This is a genomic window from Aeromonas aquatilis (assembly GCF_054052405.1).
The window spans coordinates 23,340-48,082 of the sequence record NZ_JBSTYP010000038.1 but is presented as its reverse complement, the minus strand read 5'-3'; the positions used below and the strand labels follow the sequence as shown (position 1 = coordinate 48,082).

Annotated in this window: 16 protein-coding genes; 7 read left to right on the top strand and 9 right to left on the bottom strand. The window is 59.1% G+C overall.

Features of this window, described 5'->3' with window-relative positions:
- Positions 1-175 precede the first annotated feature (175 nt).
- From ACW5W8_RS15585 to ACW5W8_RS15575, 3 genes are all read right to left on the bottom strand, one after another.
- The gene (locus ACW5W8_RS15585) at positions 176-1,762 is read right to left on the bottom strand and encodes an EAL domain-containing protein (protein ID WP_498628573.1); all 1,587 of its coding nucleotides are present in this window, start codon (positions 1,760-1,762) and stop codon (positions 176-178) included.
- A 280-nt stretch (positions 1,763-2,042) separates the two neighbouring features.
- A complete protein-coding gene (gene acnB, locus ACW5W8_RS15580) occupies positions 2,043-4,640 on the bottom strand; it encodes a bifunctional aconitate hydratase 2/2-methylisocitrate dehydratase (RefSeq protein WP_498628571.1) in 2,598 nt (865 codons plus the stop codon).
- Between the two features lie 229 nt (positions 4,641-4,869).
- On the bottom strand, positions 4,870-7,131 hold the full coding sequence (locus tag ACW5W8_RS15575; protein ID WP_498628580.1) for a patatin-like phospholipase family protein: 2,262 nt from the start codon (positions 7,129-7,131) through the stop codon (positions 4,870-4,872).
- Between the two features lie 235 nt (positions 7,132-7,366).
- Between ACW5W8_RS15575 and ACW5W8_RS15570 the strand changes: the two genes are divergently transcribed.
- A complete protein-coding gene (locus ACW5W8_RS15570; RefSeq protein WP_498628578.1) occupies positions 7,367-9,277 on the top strand; it encodes a methyl-accepting chemotaxis protein in 1,911 nt (636 codons plus the stop codon).
- 84 nt (positions 9,278-9,361) lie between these two features.
- Here ACW5W8_RS15570 and ACW5W8_RS15565 read toward each other — a convergent pair whose 3' ends face one another.
- From ACW5W8_RS15565 to ampD, 6 genes are all read right to left on the bottom strand, one after another.
- Positions 9,362-10,324: a sensor domain-containing diguanylate cyclase gene (locus ACW5W8_RS15565; protein ID WP_498628570.1), complete on the bottom strand. Its 963-nt coding sequence runs from the start codon at positions 10,322-10,324 to the stop codon at positions 9,362-9,364.
- A gap of 124 nt (positions 10,325-10,448) precedes the next feature.
- On the bottom strand, positions 10,449-11,876 hold the full coding sequence (gene lpdA, locus ACW5W8_RS15560; protein WP_005336123.1) for a dihydrolipoyl dehydrogenase: 1,428 nt from the start codon (positions 11,874-11,876) through the stop codon (positions 10,449-10,451).
- 148 nt (positions 11,877-12,024) lie between these two features.
- Positions 12,025-13,914 carry a pyruvate dehydrogenase complex dihydrolipoyllysine-residue acetyltransferase gene (gene aceF / locus ACW5W8_RS15555; RefSeq protein ID WP_498628568.1) on the bottom strand — a complete coding sequence of 630 codons (1,890 nt, stop codon included), beginning with the start codon at positions 13,912-13,914 and terminating at the stop codon, positions 12,025-12,027.
- 119 nt (positions 13,915-14,033) lie between these two features.
- The gene (gene aceE / locus ACW5W8_RS15550) at positions 14,034-16,694 is read right to left on the bottom strand and encodes a pyruvate dehydrogenase (acetyl-transferring), homodimeric type (RefSeq protein ID WP_498628566.1); all 2,661 of its coding nucleotides are present in this window, start codon (positions 16,692-16,694) and stop codon (positions 14,034-14,036) included.
- A gap of 79 nt (positions 16,695-16,773) precedes the next feature.
- On the bottom strand, positions 16,774-17,538 hold the full coding sequence (pdhR, locus tag ACW5W8_RS15545; RefSeq protein ID WP_043821981.1) for a pyruvate dehydrogenase complex transcriptional repressor PdhR: 765 nt from the start codon (positions 17,536-17,538) through the stop codon (positions 16,774-16,776).
- Positions 17,539-17,816: 278 nt separating this feature from the next.
- Positions 17,817-18,392, bottom strand: a complete 576-nt coding sequence (ampD, locus tag ACW5W8_RS15540; protein WP_498628565.1) for a 1,6-anhydro-N-acetylmuramyl-L-alanine amidase AmpD — start codon at positions 18,390-18,392, stop codon at positions 17,817-17,819.
- Positions 18,393-18,522: 130 nt separating this feature from the next.
- On the opposite strand from ampD, the gene ACW5W8_RS15535 reads away from it, so the two are divergent.
- From ACW5W8_RS15535 to ACW5W8_RS15510, 6 genes are all read left to right on the top strand, one after another.
- Positions 18,523-18,993, top strand: coding sequence for a retropepsin-like aspartic protease family protein (locus ACW5W8_RS15535; protein ID WP_498628564.1), 471 nt, complete (start codon positions 18,523-18,525; stop codon positions 18,991-18,993).
- A 3-nt stretch (positions 18,994-18,996) separates the two neighbouring features.
- Positions 18,997-19,860, top strand: a complete 864-nt coding sequence (nadC, locus tag ACW5W8_RS15530) for a carboxylating nicotinate-nucleotide diphosphorylase (RefSeq protein WP_498628563.1) — start codon at positions 18,997-18,999, stop codon at positions 19,858-19,860.
- A gap of 327 nt (positions 19,861-20,187) precedes the next feature.
- Entirely contained in the window at positions 20,188-20,619 is a 432-nt protein-coding gene (locus ACW5W8_RS15525; RefSeq protein ID WP_498628575.1) for a pilin, read from the top strand.
- A 6-nt stretch (positions 20,620-20,625) separates the two neighbouring features.
- The gene (gene tapB, locus ACW5W8_RS15520) at positions 20,626-22,332 is read left to right on the top strand and encodes a PilB family type IVa pilus assembly ATPase TapB (protein WP_005336134.1); all 1,707 of its coding nucleotides are present in this window, start codon (positions 20,626-20,628) and stop codon (positions 22,330-22,332) included.
- A 232-nt stretch (positions 22,333-22,564) separates the two neighbouring features.
- Positions 22,565-23,806 (top strand): type II secretion system F family protein, encoded by a 1,242-nt coding sequence (locus ACW5W8_RS15515; protein ID WP_498628562.1) that lies wholly within the window; start codon positions 22,565-22,567, stop codon positions 23,804-23,806.
- A gap of 61 nt (positions 23,807-23,867) precedes the next feature.
- Positions 23,868-24,740 carry a prepilin peptidase gene (locus ACW5W8_RS15510; protein ID WP_498628561.1) on the top strand — a complete coding sequence of 291 codons (873 nt, stop codon included), beginning with the start codon at positions 23,868-23,870 and terminating at the stop codon, positions 24,738-24,740.
- The last annotated feature ends 3 nt before the right edge of the window (positions 24,741-24,743 follow it).

The following is a 24,743-nucleotide window of genomic DNA, read 5'->3' as shown; positions in this document are numbered from 1 at the left end:
GGCTGGGGTATCCATGATGGTAGACCTCAAGGTGATGGCCTACTTCAAGCTTAGCCTTTCAACACGTAATTGGGACATAGCCAAAAACAAGCCCCTGCACTCGAGGGGGGATAGGGAGAGAGCACTCCCCCAACCGTCCTGACGGGAGCTTGGCCGCCCGTCTGTCACCGATAGATCAGGTGGCGTTCGGGATGCCTCGCACCCCATCTGGCTGCCGGGTCTGCGCCTCTTCCGGCAGCAGCTCCTCACAGAACTGGCGCAGCGGCATAGGGCGGGCAAACAGGTACCCCTGCAGATAATCGACCCCTTTGGCCCTGAGGTAGTCAGCCTGATGCTCGCTCTCCACCCCTTCCGCCACCAGCGCCAGACCGAGCCGGGTCGCCAGATCGATCACGTTGTCCACGATATGCTCAGAGAGCGACTCGGTACCGATACGGGCGATAAAGGACTGGTCGATCTTGAGGTAATCCACATGGAACTGCTGCAGGTAAGCCAGGCTGGAGTGGCCAGTCCCGAAATCATCGATGGCCAGCTTGACCCCCATCTCGTCCAGCTGGCGGAACAGGGAGATAGTCTGGGGATCCGACACCAGCAGCTCACGTTCGGTCAGCTCCAGCACCAGTACCACCTTGCCGGGGACGAAGTGACCGAGGAAGGCACGACACTCGGCCAGCAGGGCAAAATCGTGGCAATGAGCGGCGCTGATGTTGAAGCTGATGTGAAACCCATCGGGCAACTGCTCCTGAGAGCGGTTCAACCGTGTCGCCACCTGCTTCATGATATGGGTGGTCATGGGGACGATCAGCCCTGACTCCTCCGCTTGCGGGATAAAGAGATCGGGCCGGATCACCCCCTCTTTGGCATGTTGCCAGCGCATCAGCACTTCGGCGCCCATCATCTTGCCATTGTGGCTGGCAATCAGCGGCTGCAGATAGGGGACAAACTCCCTGGCTCGCAAAGCGCGTCGCAGCTCATCCGTTGGCGAGGCGGGACGACCAAGCACCCACCACACCAACCAGGCCAGCAGCAGGGAAGATACTGCCAGCCACACCAGCGCCACTTGCCGCGCAACCCACAGTGACGTCCAGTAGATCGGCATGGCATAACCGGCATGAACGGTGAAAGGGTAACGGGAGGAGCTGAGGGCAAAGCTGAACCCACGATGGAAGGTGGGCATTTTGCTCCGATAGCGGCCCGACTCATCGAGCCAGGCCGACCCCACCTGCAGATAGAGTGCGCAGGATTTTCCACTCAGGGAGAGCATAAAGCTGAGCTGGGTACTGTCGATGGCGCTCAAGGCGGCATCCTTGCCCCGCTCGGTGCGCACCACCAGCAGCGGGTGATTTTGCCGCACCCGGTTGCCACTCATCAGCAACAGCTTGCGATCGGTGTAGATGGAGCCGTCATCAGCATCATTGACCTCACCAAACAGCGAGGTGCAATTGATGATGCCGTTTCGCACCAGATTGACCGAACGCAGGAAGGGCTCGATGGCGACCTTCTTGCGCAGCACCAGCAGGTTGTCGCGACAGGGAGCATTCACCAGAGGCAGCACAGAGCTATTGGCCTGCTCCGCATGATCCAGCATCGACTCCATCAGGGTTCTGGCCTTGTGGGCCGAGGCGTTGGATTCCGCTTTCAGCTCCTGCACATAATTGCTGTGGATGAGCCAACCTCCCACCAGCAGCGGCAGGGTAAAGACCAGCAAGGCCACGCCGAAGCGTAACCCGGTTCGTGAGAGATCGATCCTGAACAGAAACATAAAGAACCACGCCGCAATTCGTCAGGCCTGCCAACGCAAGCACTCAGTGAACAGATATCCACTTTCCCTCGATAACGATGCCTCATCATTACCGCACATAACCGAACAACATAACCCAAAGCACTTATAAAACGAACCACCTAACAGGTGGTTGGATCTCTCTAGCAAGGATCGTGCAAACAATCTTCAAAAAAGACGGTGAATAACACACAAATAAATAATGCCGCGTAAATACGCGGCATTATTGGCTTCTTATCGCACAAATCGCGCAAGAACTCCGTTAAACGGCTTGCTGCAGGATCACCGCATCGGCCTTCTTGGTGTAGGAGGCGATCTCGTTGAAGTTGAGGTAGCGGTAGGTGTCGGCCGCAGTGGCGTCCAGGGTCTTGGCGTATTGCAGATACTCGGCCACGGTCGGGATCTTGCCAAGGATGGCGGCAACGGCTGCCAGCTCCGCAGAGGCCAGATAGACGTTGGCACCTTTACCCAGACGGTTCGGGAAGTTGCGGGTGGAGGTGGAGACAACGGAGGCCCCTTCCGCTACCCGTGCCTGGTTGCCCATGCAGAGGGAACAACCCGGGATCTCGATGCGGGCACCGACGCGACCAAAAATGCCGTAGTAGCCCTCTTCAGTCAGCTGATCCTTGTCCATCTTGGTGGGCGGTGCGATCCACATGCGGGTCGGCAGCTCGCCCTGATACTTCTCGAGCAGTTTGCCGGCAGCGCGGAAGTGGCCGATGTTGGTCATGCAGGAACCGATGAACACCTCGTCGATCTTGTCGCCAGCCACGTTGCTCAGCAGACGGGCATCGTCCGGATCGTTCGGCGCACACAGGATCGGCTCCTTGATGGTGGCCAGATCGATCTCGATGATCTCGGCGTACTCGGCATCCTGGTCCGCTTCCATCAGGGTCGGGTTGGCCAGCCACTCTTCCATCCCCTTGATGCGGCGGGTGATGGTGCGCACGTCGCCGTAGCCTTCAGAGAGCATCCATTTCAGCATCACGATGTTGGACTTCAGATACTCGATGATCGGCTCTTTATCCAGCTTGATGGTGCAACCGGCAGCGGAGCGCTCGGCGCTGGCGTCCGCCAGCTCGAATGCTTGTTCTACCTTCAGGGTCGGCAGACCTTCGATCTCGAGGATGCGGCCGGAGAAGATGTTCTTCTTGCCCGCTTTCTCGACGGTCAGCAGCCCTTTCTGGATGGCTGCGTAGGGGATGGCATGGACCAGATCACGCAAGGTGATGCCCGGTTGCAATTCGCCCTTGAAGCGCACCAGCACGGATTCCGGCATATCCAGTGGCATCACGCCGGTAGCAGCGGCGAAGGCCACCAGACCGGAGCCCGCCGGGAAGGAGATACCGATGGGGAAACGGGTGTGGGAGTCACCACCGGTACCCACTGTATCCGGCAGCAGCATGCGGTTCAGCCAGGAGTGGATGACGCCGTCACCCGGACGCAAGCTCACACCGCCGCGGTTCATGATGAAGTCCGGCAGGGTGTGGTGAGTCTGTACGTCGATGGGCTTGGGATAGGCTGCGGTGTGGCAGAAGGACTGCATGGTCAGATCGGCGGAGAAGCCGAGACAGGCCAGATCTTTGAGCTCGTCACGGGTCATCGGGCCCGTAGTATCCTGGGAGCCGACCGTGGTCATCTTGGGCTCGCAGTAGGTGCCGGGGCGAATGCCCTTCACGCCGCACGCCTTGCCCACCATCTTCTGGGCCAGAGTGAATCCTTTGCCGGTATCGGCCACCGGCTGCGGGCGACGGAACACGGTGGAGAACGGCAGACCCAGCGCTTCGCGGGCCTTGTCGGTCAGGCCGCGACCGATGATCAGCGGAATACGGCCACCAGCGCGCACTTCGTCGATCAGCACGTCGGTTTTCAGTTCAAACTGCGCCAGCACCTGCTCGGTGCCGTGCTTGCAGATCTTGCCGGCAAACGGGTAGATGTCGATCACATCACCCATTTCCAGCTTGGAGACGTCCACTTCGATGGGCAGGGCGCCGGCATCTTCCATGGTGTTGAAGAAGATCGGGGCAATCTTGCCACCCAGACAGACACCGCCAGCGCGCTTGTTCGGCACGAACGGAATGTCGTCGCCCATAAACCAGAGCACCGAGTTGGTGGCGGATTTACGGGAAGAGCCGGTACCGACCACGTCACCCACATAGGCCAGCGGGAAGCCTTTCTCTTTCAGGGCATCGATGGTCTTGATGGGGCCGACGGCGCCATCCTTGTCCGGGGTAATGCCGGGACGGGCGTTCTTCAGCATCGCCAGCGCGTGCAGCGGAATATCCGGGCGGGACCAGGCGTCCGGTGCTGGAGAGAGGTCGTCAGTGTTGGTTTCGCCGGTCACCTTAAACACAGTGACAGTGATCTTCTCGGCCAGCTCCGGGCGGGAGAGGAACCACTCGGCATCAGCCCAGGATTGCATCACCTGTTTGGCGTGGACATTGCCCGCCTTGGCCTTCTCTTCCACGTCGTGGAAGGAGTCAAACATCAGCAGGGTGTGGGAGAGCCCCTTGGCGGCAAGCGGGGCCAAGGTCGCGTGGTCCAGCAAGTCGATCAGCGGTTGAATGTTGTAGCCACCCTGCATGGTGCCCAGCAGCTCGACGGCTTCGGCGGCAGTCAGGATGGGAGAGTGGGCTTCGCCCTTGGCGACGGCGGTGAGGAAACCGGCTTTGACATAGGCCGCTTCATCAACACCGGGAGGAATACGGGAGGACAACAGCTCTTTCAGAAAGTCTTCTTCGCCAGCGGGCGGGTTCTTGAGCAGTTCGACCAGGGCGGCGACCTGCTCTGCATCCAGAGGTTTGGCAACCACGCCCTCGGCGGCACGTTCTGCGACGTGTTTACGGTATGTTTCAAGCACGACTAATTCCTCTTTGGTCTTTTTTTGGGGTTCGCCCACGCTCGCGGCGATCGTCCTTGCGGGACACCCCGTAGGGTGCTCCCCACTATATAAGTTTTAACGACTAATTAAAATCCAAACCCTGTTCACTTACTCACCGCAAAATCGTAACCAATTAAACAGGCTGGTATTTTTTGAAAATTAATTGAGCGCCCTCAACCAGAGTTAACAAATTGGCATCATTTCAGCATTATTCGAACGTACTGCCCAATTGCAGATAGAAGACGTCATTGCCCCCCTCCGCCATGCCGTAGCCGAGGAACACCGGGCCGAGGAAGCTCTCCACCCCGACATAGACGGATCCGGCGGTAAACGAGCTCTCCAGGCTGATATCCTCACCCTTGTTCCAGACCCCACCCTGCTCCAGAGATCCACCCAGATAGAGCGGCATCTTGAGGGCACCGAAGTCATTGTCTGCCACCCGATAGATGTAGCGCAGGCCACCAAACAGGCTGTAGCGACCGCTCAGCTGGTAGCGCTGGAAACCGGAGAGGCGGAACAGCCCGCCCAGATCCTGAATATGCAGCGGCACCACCTCTTCACTGGCAGAGCCCCCCCCCTCCAGGATCAAGTTGAGACTATGCCTCTCCCAGGACCAGGGCTTGATCATGGAGAAGTGATAGTTCAACCCTTCACTGTTTGAGTTCTCGACCCCATCGCTATCGAGGTTGACGTGGGAATAGCCCAGCTTCACATCCCATCGCTCCCCCTGATAGGGGAAATAGAGGCTGTCCAGGGTATCGTGCTCAAAGCGAACATAGGGTCCCCATGCATTGGCATCGACCTCGAGATCCTTGATGTTTTTGACATCTATATTGCCCGTCTGCCCCTCCAGCCCCATCGACAAGCGGCTCCATGGCTGGCGATTCCATCCCACCGCCAGTTGACCACTAAAGAAGGCATAATCGGAGTCGAGATAGCTGAGGGAGCCCGTATCCTGCTCCAGATTGGGGAAATAGAGACGGCGCAGTGTCTGGTCATAGCCAAAACTCGCCTCGCCAAAGAAGGTCTGGGAAGGCTCCAGCGGGGTATAGAAATCGGTCTTGAGATGCTTGGCCGTGCCCAGCGATGCCTCTGTCAGCCATTCAGCCCCCCACTCATTGACGTTGGTGAGGGTATAGGACATGCCCACGTTGTAGTTGGAGGTGTTCTCGAAATCATCGGTGAAGCCGAACTGGAAGTTGAGGTAACCCGGCCCCCAGTTCTTCTCGCTGGCATCCACCACCAGCACGTTCTCCCCATCGCGCTCCTCCACCTCGTAAGTGATGCGGTCAAAGGACTCCAACGCATAGAGACGGCGAATCCCTGCCTCCAGGCTCTCGTTGGTCTGCACCTTGTCAGGCCGCACTTTCAGCATGGCGCGCACCGTCTCGTCGGAGAGGCGCGACTTGTTGATAATCTCCACCTTGTCGATGAAGTAGGCGGGCTGACCGCTACGCTCGGCACGGCGGCTCAGCTTCTGGTTGCGATAGACGTTGTACTGCGCCTTGGTGAGCGACAGCTTATCGAGTTGCAGCGACACCTTGTCAGCCGCCGTCTCACCGATCTTGATCCCCTCCGGCATCCGGGCAAAGTCGGCGATCCCCATATCGCCAAACTCGGGGGCGATCAGAATATCCTTCGGCCCCATCAGCGCCTTCTGCTTGTCGGTGCCCACCTGGGTCATGTAGGTGGTGAGCTGGTCAATCATGGCCAACCCTGACTTGAGGGACTCCCGCGTACGCAGCTTGGCACCGATATCCACCGCAATCACCACATCGGCCCCCATCGCCTTGGCGACATCCACCGGCATGTTGTTGACGCTGCCGCCGTCCGCCAGGATGTGCCCCTCCCACTCCACCGGCTTGAGGGCGCCGGGAATGGACATGGAGGCCTGCATCGCCTTTGCCAGGCTGCCGTGATCCAGCACAAAGGGGGTGACCGTCTCCATGTCGGTCGCCATGGCGCGGTAGGGAATGGGGAGATCATCGAAACTCGCCTGCACCGGCAGGTTGGAGGTAGCGCCCCGCAGCAGGCTGGCCATGGACTGCCCCTGGAAGAAACCGTCCGGCAGCTGGGTGGTGTCGCCATTCACCCCGATATCGGTGCGCAGCTGATACTGCTCGTTCTGCTGCTTCTTGCGCAGCGAGAGCTCGTCGCGCCCAACCTTGTCCTGATAACCCTTGTTCCAGTCGATAGCCAAAGTGGTACGCTCCACCTCCTCGGCACTGAGCCCCATGGCGTACATGCCTGCCACATAGGAGCCCATGCTGGTACCGACGATGATGTCGACCGGGATCCGTTTCTGTTCCAGCACCTTGAGGATGCCGATATGAGCCGCCCCCTTGGCGCCGCCACCGCTGAGCACCACCGCAATTTTCGGGCGATCCCCCTGTGCCGCCACAGCCAGCAACGGGCAGGCCACCAGCATCACCAAAAGCAGACGGGTCCATCCCGCACCTAAGCTGCGCATCATATTTTCCATATTATTCAGAGGGTCAGTCACCAAGGATGGCCTCTACTATAAGGGGCCAGGCAGTTAGCGCAACCGTCAATCCGCATCCCGCCTGTGCAGCATGCCGACGGGGCAAGCCGCCGCCCCTGTGAGCGCAAACGTAATCTGCAAATTAATGAAATGGCTGGCTAATGTGCAGCCCGTTATGGCCGCTAATATGACGGTCATCCATCTGCAACCTTCGAGCACCTTTATGCTGGCAACCCTCACTCTTAAACAGAAAATACTGGCTACGGTCACCCTGGCCGTGGTCGTCTCCTGCCTACTGGTGGGCTACTTCAGTCAACGCTCGGCTCAACAGCTGATCGAAAACCGGATGTTCGAGCAGGAGCTGCCCAACCTGACCCAGCGGATCAGCAAGGAGATTGAACAGGATCTCTACGGCATCGCCCAGGCCGCCCGTCAACTGGCCACCGACCGCTTCATCCTCGACTGGGTGGATCGGGGCATGCCCAAAGAGCAGGAGCCGATCCTCATCAACCAGCTCAAGGATGTGGCCAACCAGTATGGTCTGGTGACCGCCTCCTTCGCCGACCGCCAGAGTGCCGCCTACTACAACCAGGATGGCTTTCTGCGCAACCTGACCCCCACGCAAGACGCCTGGTTCTATGACTACACCAAGAGCCAGAAGGAGATGACCCTCAGCATCTTCCGCGAGAGCAACGGCGAGGTGAAGCTGTTCGTCAACTTCCAGCAACTCAACGGGCGCGGGCTGGCCGGCTTTGCCAAATCCCTCGACACCATGGTGACCATGGTCTCCAACTTCCGGCTGGAAGAGAGCGGCATCGTCTTTATGGTCGATGGCAGCGGCAAGGTGAAGCTGCACCCCGAGGCGAATCGCATCGAGCGTGACACCCTTGGCAACATTGCCAGCGGTGATACCGGCAGCCTGCTGGCCAAGCGCCCCTTTGCCGTCATCAACGCCGAAGTCAATGGCGAGCCCATGGTACTGGCCAGCAGCTATATCCCGCTGCTCGACTGGTATCTGGTGGCTCAGGTGCCAGAAGCCGAGATCTATGCCGAGCTGGATCAGACCCGCAACGAGATCCTGATGATCTCGCTGGTGATTGCGCTGGCCATGGGGCTGATGGGGATGCTGCTGGCAGGCTCGGTCAGCCGCCCGCTCAACGAGCTGGCTCGCCTGTTCAAGGAGCTGGGCAGCGGCGATGGGGATCTCACCCAGCGCCTCAAGGTGGAGGGGCGTGACGAGCTGAGCCAGGTCGCCACCGGCTTCAACAACTTCGTCGCCAAGATCCACGGCTCCATCGAGCAGGTGGCAGAGAACTCCCGCCAGCTCGCCGCCACCGCCAACGAGGTGGCCAACAAGGCGCAGCTTACCCAGCACAACTGCACTGCCCAGCGTGACCGTACTGTGCAGGTGGCCACCGCCATCCACGAAATGGGGGCCACGGTGAGCGAGATCGCCGGTAACGCCTCGCTGGCAGCCGAAGTCGCCAGACAGGCCAACGATCAGGCCGATGCGGGTGCGGTAGTGGTGGCGCAGGCACGCCACGGCATCGTCGACCTCTCCGGCGAGATTGAGCAGGTGGCAGGGGTTATCGAGTCGCTGGCCAGCCAGACCGACTCCATCGGCAGCATCCTCGAAACCATCCGCAGCATCTCGGAACAGACCAACCTGCTGGCATTGAACGCAGCTATCGAGGCCGCTCGCGCCGGTGAACAGGGTCGCGGTTTCGCCGTGGTGGCAGATGAGGTGCGTAACCTCGCCAACCGCTCCGCCGCCTCGACTGCCGAGATCCAGGGGATGATCAACCGCTTGCAGGAGCAGAGTGCCCGCGCAGTCAGCGCCATGGCGCAGGGGCGCAACCAGAGTCTGGAGGTGGTGAGCCAGGCCGATGAGGCCAACGCCGCCCTCGGCCAGATCACCGCCCACATCACCCAGATCAACGACATGAATATCCAGGTCGCCACCGCCACCGAGGAGCAGTCCAGCGTGGTCGGCGAGATCAACCGCAACGTGGAGGATATCAACCAGCTCACCATGGAGACCGCCGACATTGCCCACCAGCTGACCGAGTCGAGCCGCAGCCTGCAGCAGCTCTCCGGTCAGCTGGACAAGCTGGTTGGCAACTTCCGACTCTGACCCCGGCCTTGACCTGAGCCATCAACAACAGAGAGCGCCGTGGCGCTCTCTGTTGTTTTGGTGGCGGCTAATCCGGCATTGCAGTCAGCCCTTGCCATCCCGTTTACGCTCATACATCAGCTCATCTGCGCGGGTGAGCAACTCGGCAAGGGAGACACAGCCGCGCCCGTCATAACTGACAATCCCGGTGCTGCAGGTCAGCGCATAACCGCAACCACTGTGCTGATTGTGCTCGGCCAACATGGCATTGAAACGCTCATAAGCCAGTTGCGCCTGCGCCTCTACCACATTGGGCAACAGGACGGCGAACTCATCGCCGCCCATGCGGGCGAACACGTCGGCGCCACGAAAAGCCTGCTTGAGCAGAGTAGCAAAGGCGATCAGGGCCCGATCCCCTTCTGCATGCCCCCACCGATCGTTAATCCCCTTGAAGCCATTGAGATCCAGATAGAGCAGCGCCAGCGGCATCTGCAAGCGACTGGCCAGCGAGAGACTCTTCTCCGCCAGCATCACGAACCCGCGCCGATTGGAGATCCGGGTCAACTCATCAATGGTGGCCAGCTGCACCGCCTCGAGCTCCCGCACCACCATCGCCGCCAGATCCTTGAGCAGCCCCACATCCTCCTCACTCAATTCCCGCGGCACCGTATCGATGATGCAGAGCGTCCCCAGTTTGCAGCCGTTGGCGATCCGCAGTGGCTGTCCGGCATAGAAGCGGATGCCGGGCCCGCCCACCACCAGCGGATTGTCGGCAAAGCGGGGATCCTGTGAAGCATCCGGCACGATGAAGGTCTCATTGCCCATGATGGCGTGGCCGCAAAACGAAATATCCCGGGCTGTCTCACGGACCTCCAGTCCGATACAGGATTTGAACCACTGGCGATCTTCATCCACCAGACTTACCAGCGCGATGGGAACATTGAACACCCGTCGGGCCATGCGGGTCAGCCGGTCAAACCGCTCCTCGGCCTCGGAATCCAGCAAAGAGAGCCGCCGCAGGGTCTCCAACCGCAATGCCTCATCGGGTGGAATGGGTGCTTCTAGCATCGTGCCTCTCTCATCAGTGCCAAAACCTATCTTTAGCATATTGGGCTTTGTCGAAGTAGGGTTTGCACAGAGAAAACAAAAAGCCGCTCATTCGAGCGGCTTTTTAGACAAGCGGAGAAGAAAATTATTTTTTCTTCTTGGCCTTGGCGTTCGGCAGGTCGGTGATGGAGCCTTCGAACACTTCGGCAGCCAGACCCACGGACTCGTGCAGAGTCGGGTGAGCGTGGATGGTCAGCGCGATATCTTCGGCGTCAGCGCCCATCTCGATGGCCAGACCGATTTCACCCAGCAGTTCACCACCGTTGGTACCGACGATGGCACCACCGATGACGCGGCCACTCTCCTTGTCGAAGATCAGCTTGGTCATACCGTCGGAGCAGTCGGACGCGATGGCGCGGCCGGAAGCCGCCCACGGGAAGGTGGCGACTTCGAAGTTCAGGCCCTGTTGCTTGGCCTCTTTCTCGGTCAGACCAACCCATGCCATCTCTGGCTCGGTGTAGGCGATGGACGGGATCACTTTCGGGTCGAAGTAGTGCTTCTTGCCGGCGATGACTTCGGCGGCAACATGACCTTCGTGAACACCTTTGTGTGCCAACATCGGCTGACCCACGATGTCACCGATGGCGTGGATGTGCGCCACGTTGGTACGCAGCTGCTTGTCCACCTCGATGAAACCGCGCTCGGTCACGGCAACGCCTGCCTTCTCGGCATCCAGCATCTTGCCATTCGGCACACGGCCTACGGCAACCAGCACGTTGTCGTAACGAACCGGCTCGGCCGGGGCGTGCTTGCCTTCATAGGAGACGTATAGGCCGTCTTCGCGAGCTTCAACTGCGGTGACCTTGGTCTCCAGCATGATGTTGAATTTCTTGGCCACACGCTTGGTGTAGATCTTGACGATGTCTTTGTCGGCAGCCGGAACCAGCTGGTCGGCAAATTCCACCACATCGATCTCGGAACCCAGGGAGGAGTACACGGTACCCATCTCCAGACCGATGATGCCGCCACCGATAACCAGCAGTTTGCCGGGAACGGTTTTCAGCTCCAGCGCATCGGTAGAGTCCCATACGCGCGGGTCATCGTGGGGGATGAACGGCAGCTTCACCGGACGGGAACCGGCCGCGATGATGGCGTTGTCGAAGGTCACGGTAGTCTTGCCGTCGGCACCTTCCACTTCCAGGGTATTCGGGCCGGTAAATTTACCCAAGCCGTTAACAACCTGTACTTTACGCATCTTGGCCATGCCAGCCAGACCGCCGGTCAGCTGGTTGATAACCTTCTCTTTCCACAGACGAATCTTGTCGATGTCGGTCTGCGGTGCACCGAAGACGATGCCGTGCTCGGCCAGCGCCTTGGCTTCTTCAATCACTTTGGCAACGTGCAGCAGCGCCTTGGAGGGGATGCAGCCCACGTTCAGGCAGACGCCACCCAGGGTGGAGTAACGCTCGACGATAATAGTATCCAGACCCAGGTCGGCTGCACGGAAAGCAGCAGAATAACCGGCAGGGCCAGCACCCAGTACTACGACCTGGGTTTTGATTTCTTTACTCATCATGACCTCTTTGTCGTTCTTATATCCCCGGACAGCGCAGTCTTATACCGAAAAGGGTGGCTGCAGCCGCGAAAAAAACGGGGCAAGTTTACGATCATGTTAATGAAATGAGAAGTAAAAAGGGCAGGCTCTGGGCCCGCCCTCTCACTTACAGGACCAGTCGACGAATGTCAGACAATACGCCATTCATGGTGGTGATGAAGCGAGCGCCATCAGCACCATCGATCACGCGGTGGTCGTAACTCAGCGCCAGCGGCAGCATCAGGCGCGGCGCAAACTCTTTGCCGTTCCACTTCGGCTTCATCTCGGACTTGGAAACACCGAGGATGGCCACTTCCGGCGCGTTGACGATCGGGGTAAAGCTGGTACCGCCGATGCCACCCAGGCTGGAGATAGTGAAGCAACCGCCCTGCATGTCAGCCGCAGTCAGCTTGCCGGCACGGGCCTTCTTGGAGATCTCGGCCAGATCGCGAGACAGCTCCATGATGCCCTTCTTGTTAACATCGCGCACCACGGGCACAACCAGACCGTTGGGGGTATCCACCGCCACACCGATGTGGATGTACTTCTTCATGATCAGCTTGCTGCCATCTTCAGACAGGGAACTGCAGAAGCGCGGGTGCGCTTCCAGCGCCTTGGCGGCGGCTTTCAGGATGAACACCAGCGGGGTGATCTTCACGTCCGACTTCTGCTTCTCGAGCATCGCGTTCTGCTCTTTGCGGAACGCTTCCAGCTCGGTGGTATCGGCTTCGTCGAACTGGGTGACATGAGGGATCATGACCCAGTTGCGGTGCAGGTTCGGACCGGAGATCTTCTGGATGCGGGTCAGATCGACCTCTTCCACATCACCGAACTTGCTGAAATCGACCTTCGGCCACGCCAGCACGCTCATGCCGTTGCCAGTACCGGTGCCAGCAGCCGGAGCGGACTCGGCGCGCTTGATGGCATCCTTCACATAAGCTTGCACGTCTTCTTTGACGATGCGGCCCTTGCGACCGGAGGCTTTCACCTTGGCCAGGTTGACACCGAACTCGCGCGCCAGACGGCGTACTGCCGGGGAAGCGTGCACGTAAGCGTCGTTGGCAACGAAATCGGTCGCAGCGGCAGCAGCCTGAGCAACCGGAGCCGGAGCAGCGGCAACAGGTGCAGCAGCGACCGGAGCGGCAGCTTGTGCAACCGGCGCGGCAGCAGGCGCTGCGCCAGCTACTTCGAAGACCATGATCAGGGAACCGGTGGAGACCTTGTCACCTGCCTTCACCTTGATCTCTTTGACCACACCGGCGAACGGCGCAGGCACTTCCATGGAGGCCTTGTCACCTTCCACGGCGATCAGGGACTGGTCGGCTTCAACCTTGTCACCCACCGCAACCATGATCTCGGTGACTTCCACTTCGTCGCCACCGATATCCGGTACGTTGACCTCTTTGGCAGCAGCGGCAACCGGGGCAGCAGCCACGGGAGCGGCAGCCTGGGCCGGTGCAGCAGCAACGGCAGCAGGCGCAGCGCCAGCCACTTCAAATACCATCACCAGAGAACCGGTAGAGACCTTGGCGCCAGCGGCAACCTTGATCTCGACTACGCGGCCTGCGAACGGTGCCGGTACTTCCATGGAGGCCTTGTCACCTTCCACGGCAATGATGGACTGGTCAGCTTCTACCATGTCGCCCACGGCAACCATGATTTCAGTCACGTCCACTTCGTCGTCGCCGATGTCCGGTACGTGCACATCTTTGCACACGGCAGCGGCAGGTGCGGCGGCCGGAGCAGCAGCAACCGGTGCAGCCACTTCAGCAGGGGCGGCAGCGCCTTCGGCTTCGAAGATCATGATCTGGGAACCGGTGGCAACCTTGTCGCCCACCTTGATCAGGATCTCTTTGACGATACCGGCGGACGGGGCCGGAACTTCCATGGAGGCCTTGTCGCCTTCTACCGCGATGATGGACTGGTCCAGCTCGACCTTGTCACCCACGGCCACCATGATCTCGGTGACTTCAACTTCATCGGCGCCGATATCCGGCACCATAATCTGTTTGGACATTGTGCTTTATCCTCTTGCGTCGATCCGCGTGGCTGGCTGATGCCGCCACGCACATCTCGCGTTAACCGTTTTAAACCCTGGCAAGGTCGCGCCACATGACGGCGCGACCCTTGATCCACTTACGCGTACAGCGGGTTGACCTTGTCGGCATCGATGCCGTACTTGGCGATGGCGTCGGCCACAACCTGCTTGTCTACCTCGCCGCGCTTGGCCAGTTCGGTCAGAGCAGCAACCACCACGTAGAACTCGTTCACTTCGAAGTGACGACGCAGGTTGGCACGGCTGTCGGAACGGCCGTAACCGTCGGTCCCCAGCACGCGGTAATTCTCGGTCGGAACGAAGGCGCGAACCTGATCGGCGAAGGACTTCATGTAGTCGGTCGCAGCGATGGTGGCTTCGGAACCCAGTACCTGAGCGATGTACGGTACGCGAGCTTCGGCGGTCGGGTGCAGCATGTTCCAGCGATCCGCGTCCTGACCATCACGAGCCAGCTCGTTGAAGGAGGTGACGCTGAACACGTCGGAGCCCACGCCATATTCGCTTGCCAGGATCTGGGCAGCAGTGCGCACGTGACCCAGGATGGAACCACAACCCAGCAGCTGCACTTTCGCCTTGGCTCCGGCTACGGATTCCAGCTTGTAGATACCCTTGCGGATGCCTTCCTCGGCGCCTTCCGGCATGGCCGGCATCGCATAATTTTCATTGAGAGTGGTGATGTAGTAGAACACGTTCTCCGGGTTCTCACCGTACATGCGGCGCAGGCCGTCCTGTACGATCACCGCCACTTCATAGGCGTAGGACGGGTCGTAGGAGATGCAGTTCGGGATGGTGTTCGCCAGGATGTGGCTGTGACCATCTTCGTGCTGCAGACCTTCGCCGTTCAGGGTCGTACGACCGGAGGTCGCACCCAGCAGGAAGCCACGGGCTTGCTGGTCACCGGCTGCCCACGCCATGTCGCCGATCCGCTGGAAGCCGAACATGGAGTAGTAGATGTAGAACGGGATCATCGGGCAATCGTTGGTGCTGTAAGAGGTCGCAGCAGCCAGCCAGGAGGACATGGCGCCCAGCTCGTTGATACCGTCTTGCAGAACCTGACCCTGCTTGTCTTCCTTGTAGTAGGAGACGATGTCGCGGTCTTGCGGGGTGTATTGCTGACCGTGCGGGCTGTAGATACCGATCTGGCGGAACAGACCTTCCATACCGAAGGTACGGGCTTCGTCAGCGAGGATCGGCACGATGCGCTTGCCGATGGACTTGTCTTTCAGCATCACGTTCAGGGAACGCACGAACGCCATGGTGGTGGAGATTTCGCGCGCCTGTTCGCCCAGCAACGGACCGAAGGCATCCAGCGCCGGGATTTCCAGCTGGGTGGTGCTTTCGCGCAGACGGGTCGGCAGATAGCCTTTCAGGGCGGTGCGACGGTCGTGCAGGTATTTGTGCTCGGCAGAACCGGCTTCGATCTTCAGGTAAGGCAGATCGGCCAGCTGCTCATCGGCCACCGGCAGGTTGAAGCGGTCACGCAGGTGACGCACGGAGTCCAGCTCCATCTTCTTGACCTGGTGAGCGATGTTCTTGCCTTCGGCCGCTTCGCCCATGCCGTAACCCTTGATGGTCTTGGCCAGGATAACAGTCGGCTTGCCCTTGGTCTGAGTCGCTTTGTTGAATGCAGCGAACAGTTTGCGAGGATCGTGACCACCGCGGTTCAGGGCGAAGATCTCCTCGTCGGTCATGTCTTTGACCAGCGCGGCAGTTTCCGGGTAACGGTTGAAGAAGTGCTCGCGGATGTAGCCACCGTCGCGGGACTTCATGGTCTGGTAGTCACCGTCCACGGTCTCGTTCATCAGCTGGATCAGCTTGCCAGAGGTATCCTTGCGCAGCAGCTCATCCCACTTGCGACCCCAGATAACCTTGGTCACGTCCCAACCGGCACCACCGAACAGCCCTTCCAGCTCGTTGATGACCTTGCCGTTACCGACAACCGGACCATCCAGACGCTGCAGGTTGCAGTTAACCACAAACACCAGGTTGTCGAGCTTTTCACGCACGGCAACGGTCAGGGCACCCTTGGCTTCCGGCTCGTCCATCTCGCCGTCACCCAGGAAGGCGTAAACGGTCTGCTCGGAGCAATCCTTGATGCCACGGTCGGTCAGGTACTTCAGGAAGCGAGCCTGATAGATGGCGGCGATGGGGCCCAGACCCATGGAAACGGTCGGGAACTGCCAGAAGTCCGGCATCAGTTTCGGGTGCGGATAGGAAGGGATACCCTTGCCGTCCACTTCCTGACGGAAGTTGTCCAGCTGCTCTTCGGTCAGACGACCTTCAGCAAAGGCGCGAGCATAGATGCCCGGGGAGATGTGACCCTGGAAGTAAACCAGATCGCCACCATCCTTCTCGTTGCGAGCACGGAAGAAGTGGTTGAAGCAGACATCATAGATGGTCGCAGAAGAAGCGAAGGAAGACATGTGACCACCCAGGTCCAGGTCTTTCTTGGACGCGCGCAGCACGATCATCATGGCGTTCCAGCGGATGATGGCGCGAATGCGGCGTTCCATCTCCAGGTCACCCGGGTAATCCGGCTCGTCGCTGGACGGGATGGTGTTGATGTAATCGCGATTTGCCTTGGCAGCCACGTCCACACCGCTTACGCGGGCTTTCTCGGCCAACTGTTCAAGGATGAACTGAGCGCGTTGCGGACCCTCTTCACGCAGCAGGGATTCCAGAGAGGCAAGCCACTCCAGCGTTTCTATCGGGTCCACATCGTTCTTCAGGATATCAGACATGGCTGGTTCCTATGTTGTTGTGATTGCACGGCATTGCACGGCGAAGGGCGCAAGCATTCGACAATAGAGCCTTGTGGGATTAGTTTTCCTGCTGACGGATCCGACGCATGGATCGCTGGATCCGGCTGTCTTCCCTCTGCATATCCAACAAGGTGTCCTCGATAAAGGCCAGATGCTCATGACAAGCTGTTCTGGCCCGCTCCGGAGCCCCCGAAAGAATAGCCTCGATCAGATTCGCGCGATGGCGACGTATCTTGGCTACCACTCCCGGGCGGCGATTCAAAATCTCGTTATTCTGCAGAATGTTCTGCTCGAGCATCGGGCTCATGGCCCGCAGCAGGTGCAGCAGCACCACGTTGTGGGACGCCTCGGCCACCGCCAGATAGAACTGGGTCACGGCTGTCGATTCGGCCACCAGCGAGCCCAGCTGGCCCGCCTCTTCGATGGTGGTTTGCACCTGACGAATGCGCTCGAAATCAGACCCGGTTCCCCGCAAGGCCGCGTAGTAGGCACAGATGCCTTCCAGCGCGTGGCGAAACTCCAGCAGGTCATACTGGGCTTCCGGGTGGGTACTGAGCAGTTCGAACAGAGGATCGGCGATCCCCTTGCTCAGGGCATTCTGCACATAAGTGCCGCCGCCCTGACGGCGATAAAGCAATCCGCGCGCTTCCAGCCGCTGGATGGCTTCGCGCAAGGAGGGGCGCGATACCTGAAACTGGATGGCGAGTTCCCGCTCGGGAGGCAATTTCTGCCCCGGCTGCAGGCTGCCTTCCAGAATCATCTGTTCCAGCTCGGCGACAATGGAGTCGGCCAACTTGGGTTGCGTAATCTTGCGATAGGGCATGAGGCTACTTTGTTAAATTGGTATTACCAATTTTATGGATGGGGCGAAAATTAGCAGAGGCCTTTTGAAAAGTCCACTCAAAAGATGATCTGAGTCAAGAATCAGCCCCACCACTTAAGAGGTAAAGCAGGGGAAACATGATTTAGCTCATAGAAAATGGTCTGACCAATATTCTTGACCTCGCTCACAAATAACATTTGCGCAACCAGAGACAAAAATGGCCTGCCAGATAGGCAAGCCATTGATTTTAAAATCCAAACTAAATTTGAATATTTACTTTAGATGTTTAGTAGCTGACGGTAGTAATCCCACTGGAAACTGGCTCCGGGATCCGTCTTGCGCCCTGGCGCGATGTCGCAATGGCCGACAATTTTTTCGTGGGTAATCGCCGGATAGCGCTCCGAGATAGCTCGAGTAAGCCCTGCCAATGCCCGGTATTGAGCCTCGGTGTAGGGGATTTCGTCAGTCCCTTCCAGCTCGATGCCAATGGAAAAGTCATTGCATGCCTCCCTTCCCAGCCAGCTCGATACTCCCGCATGCCAGGCGCGCGCGCCGAACGGCACATACTGCACCAGCTCGCCATCACGGCGGATCAGGCAATGAGCCGAGACTCGCAGCTGATGGATACCGGCAAAATAGGGGTGAGCCTCGGGGTCGAGTCGTCCCATAAAGAGATCGTCGATAAAGGGACCGCCAAACTCCCCCGGCGGCAGGCTGATGCCATGCACCACCAGCAGGGAGATATCGTCCGGCACGGCCCGCTCGTTGTGATGAGGAGAAGGCACTCGGCGCGCCTGCTGGCACCAGCCAGCGGCATCGATAGAGAAACAAGGTTGCGAAGCGAGTTGAGTCATCGGCTACTCGAGTTGGCTGATAAATGGCGAAAAAACGAAGATACCTGATAGGCAACCCAGCACCAACTCACTGAATCAACGGGAAATGGTATGTTAGGCTGAGTCATCTTCCGCTCGATATGGATGGGGTATGCAGCACACGGCACGCTGGATATGGTTACTGGCCTGGCTATCTTTGATGGGCCTGCTGACCCTCTATTTTCACTCCCGCAACCAACCAAGCGTCACCGCTAGCGGCGAGCTGTTGCTGCGAGCCGACCAGAGCGGCCACTATCGTCTGGAGGGTGCCATCAACGGCCAGCCGGTGCAACTGCTGCTCGATACCGGCGCCACCCGTATCACCATCCCGCAGCAGGTTGCCGAGCGGCTCGGCCTGACCGCTTATGGCAGCAGCCAGGTCAATACCGCCGCGGGGCAGATCCGGGTCGGCAACGGCACCATCGAAACGCTGGCGATGGGGCCATTGACCTTGTACGATCTGGCCATCTTTATCAATCCGGCGGCAGACGGTGACGAAGTGCTGGTTGGCATGAACGCCCTCGGTCGGCTGGAGCTGGTTCAAAAGGAGCGGCAACTGCTGCTCAGACCCTTGCAGGAATAAGGCATGTTTCAACAGGATGTCAGCCGCGCCGTACGCGCCGCACTACTCGAAGATCTGGGCGATGCCCTCACCACGCTGGACCAACCGGACGCCAGCGCCGATATCACTGCCCAGCTGATCCCGGCCGAGCGGATGGCCAGCGCCCGGGTTATCACCCGCGAGGCCGGAGTGTTCTGCGGCCAACCCTGGGTAGATGAGGTGTTTGTCCAGCTTGGCGGCGAGGTGAAGGTGGAATGGAAGGTGCAGGATGGGGAAGTGCTCTCCCCCAATCAGGAGCTGTTCCGCCTTCATGGCCCCGCCCGCCTGCTGCTGACCGGCGAGCGCAATGCCCTGAACTTTGTCCAGACCCTCTCCGGCGTTGCCACCCTCACCGCCCGCTATGTGACAGAATTGGAAGGTACCGACTGCCGTCTGCTCGATACCCGCAAGACTATCCCGGGGCTGCGCACGGCCCAGAAGTACGCGGTCACCTGCGGCGGTGGCAAGAATCACCGCATCGGCCTCTACGACGCCTATCTCATCAAAGAGAACCATATCCTCGCCTGCGGCGGCATTGCCGAGGCGATTGGCGAGGCGCGTCGTCTCAATCCGGGCAAACCGGTGGAGGTGGAGGTCGAATCGCTGGCGGAGCTGGAGCAGGCGCTGGCGGCAAAGGCCGATATCGTGATGCTCGACAACTTCGATGTGACCATGATGCGGGAAGCGGTCGCCATCAATCAGGGCCGCGCCAAGCTGGAGGTCTCCGGCAATGTGACCCTCGATACCCTGGCCGAATTTGCCGCCACCGGCGTTGACTTTATCTCGGTCGGGGCGCTCACCAAGCATGTGCGGGCGCTCGATCTCTCCATGCGCTTTATCCAGCAGTGAGATTCACCCCGCAGGCCCGAGCAAATACTCGACCTAACCGGATAAACAACTTGCAAAAGGCGCCATGGGCGCCTTTTCTTTATGCAGGATCCCTCAGCAAAGGAGTGTAATGACGGACCCGCTTTCACCCGTAATAAAGAGTCATAAGAAGCCACTTATTTTATGACTCGCATCAAGTTTTTGGTAAATGACATGAAAGTGGTTAACAAAGACAGCAATCTCTGTTGCCACCCCTGACAGCTCGGATAAGATACTGACGTTCGGACGATTTTCTACCGACACTTCCCAGGAACCAAGGATAAAAGGATATTTTCCATGAAGAGCGTAATGAAGAAACAATCGGGTTTTACCCTTATTGAACTGATGATCGTGGTCGCGATCGTCGCCATTCTGGCGGCAGTAGCACTGCCGGCGTATCAGACTTATACCAAAAAAGCGAAATTTACAGAGGTTATCACTGCGACTGGTGCAGCTAAAACCGCTATAGAAATTTGCAGTCAATCTGGTAGTGCACCATCAGCATGTAAAACCGCCGCCGAAACTGCTGTCAGTGGCACGGTTGGAACCGCTATCGTTGATAAGGTTGAGATCTCAACTAGCGGGAACCAAGGTGTTGCTACGTATGAAATCAAAGCAACCGGTAAAGATCCTGTTAATAAAAATTATATCTTGAAGGGCACAGAAGAAAATGGACGAGTCAAATGGGAGGCCAACCCAAGTGGTGCCGTTGGTAGTTGTGTTGCTGACGGCATTTGCTGATTACAAATGACCTCTAGTCCTAATAGCGGCCTGGCGTTAAGCTTGGCCGCCTCTTCACTGATCAGTGAAGAGGACTCCCAGCGCTATCTGAGCCAGGCCAAGGCCCAGCGCAAACCCTTTGTGACATTTCTGATAGAGAACGAGATCCTCGACAGCAAGGCGCTCGCCGACTTTTGCGAGCTGGAGTATGGGGTACCTCTGCTGGATCTTGCCGCCTTCGACTTGGCCGAGATCCCGCAGAAGTACCTCAATCAGAAGCTGATTGAGAAACACCACGTCCTGCCCATCTACACCCAGGGCCACACCCTCTATATCGCCATGTCGGACCCGACCAATGTCTCGGCGTTGGAGGACTTTGGCTTCAGCTTCGGCCTTCATACCGAAGCGCTGCTGGTGGAGGAGAACAAGCTCACCGCCGCCATCGGCAAGCTGCTGGAGAGCGAAAACGACGCCCTCGGCATGGAGGATATCGACGAATCCGAGATTTCGGATCTCGAGGTCTCCGACGAGAACAGCCGGCTGGACGAAAGCGTCAATACCGCCGATGACGATGCTCCCATCGTCAAGTACATCAACAAGATCCTGATGGACGCCATCAAGCGTGGTGCCTCCGACCTGCACTTCGAACCCTATGAGTTCAAGTATCGGGTGCGCTTTCGCATCGACGGCATTCTGCATGAAATCGCTACACCGCCGGTCAACCTCTCCAACCGCTTCTCCGCCCGCCTCAAGGTGATGGCGCGGCTCGATATCGCCGAACGGCGGCTGCCGCAGGATGGCCGCATCAAGTTGAAGCTGTCGCGCAACAAGTCGATGGATATGCGGGTCAACACCCTGCCCACCATGTGGGGAGAGAAGATCGTTATCCGTCTGCTCGACTCTTCCGCTGCGCGGCTCAATATCGAGCAACTCGGCTTTGACGACCGGCAGAAGGCGCAATACCTGCGCGCCCTCTCCAAGCCCCAGGGGATGATCCTGGTGACTGGCCCCACCGGCTCGGGCAAAACGGTCTCGCTCTATACCGGCCTCAATATTCTCAACACCACCGAGGTAAACATCTCCACTGCCGAAGATCCGGTGGAGATCAACCTGCCCGGCGTCAATCAGGTGCAGGTCAACCCCAAGGCGGGGCTCACCTTCGCCAGCGCCCTGCGCTCCTTCCTGCGGCAAGACCCTGATGTGGTGATGGTGGGTGAAATTCGCGATCTTGAAACCGCAGAGATTGCCATCAAGGCGGCGCAGACCGGTCACCTGGTGCTTTCGACCCTGCACACCAACTCCGCCGCCGAGACCCTGACCCGGATGATGAACATGGGGGTTCCGGCCTTCAACATCGCCTCCTCGGTCACCCTGATCATGGCCCAGCGGCTGGCCCGTAAACTGTGCGACCACTGCAAAGCGCCGGAAGTGGTGCCGGAAGCCGAACTGCTGGAGCTGGGCTTTACGCCGCAGCAGCTGGCAGCCGGACTGCGACTGTTCAAACCGGTCGGCTGCAAGGAGTGTTCCGGCGGCTACAAGGGGCGGGTCGGCATCTACGAAATCATGCTGATGTCGGAGAACATCGCCAAATTGATCATGCAGGGGGCAAACTCCCTGCAAATCGCGGCAATTGCCCAGAAGGAGGGGATGCGTACCCTGCGTACCTCAGGGCTGGAGAAAGCCCGACTCGGGGTCACCAGTCTGGCCGAGGTCAACCGGGTCACCACCAACTGATCCGTGTGGCGGCACGACTCGCCGATAATTCGTTGGTAGGTTCGTAGGTTCGATTAGCGTAGCGTAATCGGACATGCGCGTAATCGGACATGCACGTAGATAAACAGAATCGTTCACCGGTTCCATTCACGTCGCGCAGTCAGACATTTGCGCAGGAAAACAGGATGTACGCCACCTAACCGGGCGTTTGTATCATTAGGGCTGGCGCCCGACCCAATTGCAGGATGCAAAGATGGCAACCCTAACCAAGAAGAACAATGCCCCCAAGAAAGTCTTCGCCTTCCGCTGGCACGGGGTAAACCGCAAGGGGCAGAAGGTCTCCGGCGAGCTGCAGGCAGACAGCATTAACACCGTCAAGGCCGAACTGCGCAAGCAAGGGGTCAACGCCACCAAGGTGGCCAAGAAGCCCCAGGGGCTCTTCTCCAAGGGCGGCGCCAAGATCAAACCGATGGATATCGCCATCGTCTCCCGCCAGATCACCACCATGCTTTCCGCTGGCGTACCACTGGTGCAGAGCCTGCAGATCATCGCCCGCAGCCACGAGAAAGCCTCGATGCGCGAGCTGATGGGGCAGATTGCCGCCGATGTGGAGACCGGTACCCCCATGTCGGAGGCGCTGCGCCGCCACCCCCTCTACTTTGACAATCTCTACTGCGATCTGGTGGAAGCCGGTGAGCAATCCGGTGCGCTGGAGACCATCTACGACCGTATCGCCACCTATCGGGAAAAGTCGGAGGCGCTCAAATCGAAGATCAAGAAGGCGATGTTCTACCCCACCATGGTCATTCTGGTCGCCATCGTGGTGACCTCCATCCTGCTGCTGTTCGTCATTCCGCAGTTCGAGGATATCTTCAAGAGCTTTGGTGCCGAGCTGCCTGTGTTCACCCAGTTTGTTATCGGCATCTCCCGCTTTATGCAGAACTGGTGGTATGTCTTCTTTGGTGGCACGGCCCTTGGCATCTTCCTCTATGTGCGGGCCTGGCGGGCCTCCCAGAAGGTGAAAGACAATACCGACAAGTTCGTCCTCACCATTCCGGTGGTCGGGATGATCCTGCACAAGGCGGCGATGGCACGCTTTGCCCGCACCCTGTCGACCACCTTCTCCGCCGGTATTCCGCTGGTGGATGCGCTGATTTCGGCAGCAGGGGCCTCGGGTAACTATGTCTATCGCACCGCGGTCATGGCCATTCGCAACGAGGTGGTGGCGGGCATGCAGATCAACGTGGCGATGCGCACCGTCGATCTCTTCCCCGACATGGTGATCCAGATGGTGATGATCGGTGAGGAGTCCGGCGCCATCGATGATATGCTCTCCAAGGTCGCCACCATCTTCGAGCAGGAGGTGGATGATCTGGTCGATGGCCTCACCAGCCTGCTGGAACCCCTCATCATGGTTGTGCTCGGGGTGCTGGTCGGCGGCATGGTTATCGCCATGTACCTGCCCATCTTCAAGCTTGGCGACGTGGTAGGCTGATTTATCAGGGCATGGCACCACAACCATGCCCTCCCCCTCATCCAATAACTGACGGTTGGTTATGACACTTCTTCTCGAGCTGGCTCACAGCTTGCCCTGGCTCTACTTCTCGCTGGTTTTTCTCTTCTCTCTGATGATCGGCAGCTTCCTTAACGTAGTGATCCACCGCCTGCCCATCATGCTGGAACGGGAGTGGCAGGCCGAGTATCGCGGCTACTTTTCCCCCGATGAGGAAAGCACTGCGCCAGAGCGCTACAACCTGATGGTGCCGCGCTCCGCATGCCCTCACTGTGGCCATGCCATTACTGCGCTGGAGAACATCCCGCTGTTGAGCTGGCTCTGGCTCAAGGGGCGTTGCCGCGACTGTCAGGCGCCCATCTCAGCCCGCTATCCGCTGGTGGAATTGCTGACCGCTCTGCTCTCGGTGGCCGTTGCCATGGTCATAACGCCAGGCTGGGGCACACTGGCCGCCCTGCTGCTGACCTGGGTACTGGTCACCCTTACCTTTATCGATCTCGACAAGATGTTGCTGCCCGATCAGCTCACCCTGCCCCTGCTGTGGGGTGGGCTGCTGTTCAACCTGGCAGGCGGCTTCGTGCCGCTGGCGGATGCAGTGATCGGTGCCATGGCGGGCTATCTGGTGCTCTGGAGCCTCTACTGGGCCTTCAAGCTGCTCACTGGCAAGGAGGGGATGGGCTATGGCGACTTCAAGCTGCTGGCGGCACTGGGCGCCTGGCTCGGCTGGCAGGCGCTGCCCATAATTCTGCTGCTCTCATCCCTGGTCGGCGCAGTGATCGGCATCAGTCTGATCGCCTTGCACAAACACCATCAGGGCAAGCCCATTCCCTTCGGCCCCTACCTCGCCATCGCGGGCTGGATTGCGCTGCTATGGGGCGATACCATCACCCGCTGGTATCTCTCTACCCTGCTTTGAGCA

What these genes read in the sequence shown, in the direction of transcription:
- ACW5W8_RS15585 (WP_498628573.1), bottom strand. Translation starts at nt 1,762, where the DNA reads ATGTTTCTGTTCAGGATCGATCTCTCACGAACCGGGTTACGCTTCGGC.
- ACW5W8_RS15575 (WP_498628580.1), bottom strand. Translation starts at nt 7,131, where the DNA reads ATGCGCAGCTTAGGTGCGGGATGGACCCGTCTGCTTTTGGTGATGCTG.
- ACW5W8_RS15570 (WP_498628578.1), top strand. Translation starts at nt 7,367, where the DNA reads ATGCTGGCAACCCTCACTCTTAAACAGAAAATACTGGCTACGGTCACC.
- ACW5W8_RS15565 (WP_498628570.1), bottom strand. Translation starts at nt 10,324, where the DNA reads ATGCTAGAAGCACCCATTCCACCCGATGAGGCATTGCGGTTGGAGACC.
- lpdA (WP_005336123.1), bottom strand. Translation starts at nt 11,876, where the DNA reads ATGAGTAAAGAAATCAAAACCCAGGTCGTAGTACTGGGTGCTGGCCCT.
- aceF (WP_498628568.1), bottom strand. Translation starts at nt 13,914, where the DNA reads ATGTCCAAACAGATTATGGTGCCGGATATCGGCGCCGATGAAGTTGAA.
- aceE (WP_498628566.1), bottom strand. Translation starts at nt 16,694, where the DNA reads ATGTCTGATATCCTGAAGAACGATGTGGACCCGATAGAAACGCTGGAG.
- pdhR (WP_043821981.1), bottom strand. Translation starts at nt 17,538, where the DNA reads ATGCCCTATCGCAAGATTACGCAACCCAAGTTGGCCGACTCCATTGTC.
- ampD (WP_498628565.1), bottom strand. Translation starts at nt 18,392, where the DNA reads ATGACTCAACTCGCTTCGCAACCTTGTTTCTCTATCGATGCCGCTGGC.
- ACW5W8_RS15535 (WP_498628564.1), top strand. Translation starts at nt 18,523, where the DNA reads ATGCAGCACACGGCACGCTGGATATGGTTACTGGCCTGGCTATCTTTG.
- nadC (WP_498628563.1), top strand. Translation starts at nt 18,997, where the DNA reads ATGTTTCAACAGGATGTCAGCCGCGCCGTACGCGCCGCACTACTCGAA.
- ACW5W8_RS15525 (WP_498628575.1), top strand. Translation starts at nt 20,188, where the DNA reads ATGAAGAAACAATCGGGTTTTACCCTTATTGAACTGATGATCGTGGTC.
- tapB (WP_005336134.1), top strand. Translation starts at nt 20,626, where the DNA reads ATGACCTCTAGTCCTAATAGCGGCCTGGCGTTAAGCTTGGCCGCCTCT.
- ACW5W8_RS15515 (WP_498628562.1), top strand. Translation starts at nt 22,565, where the DNA reads ATGGCAACCCTAACCAAGAAGAACAATGCCCCCAAGAAAGTCTTCGCC.
- ACW5W8_RS15510 (WP_498628561.1), top strand. Translation starts at nt 23,868, where the DNA reads ATGACACTTCTTCTCGAGCTGGCTCACAGCTTGCCCTGGCTCTACTTC.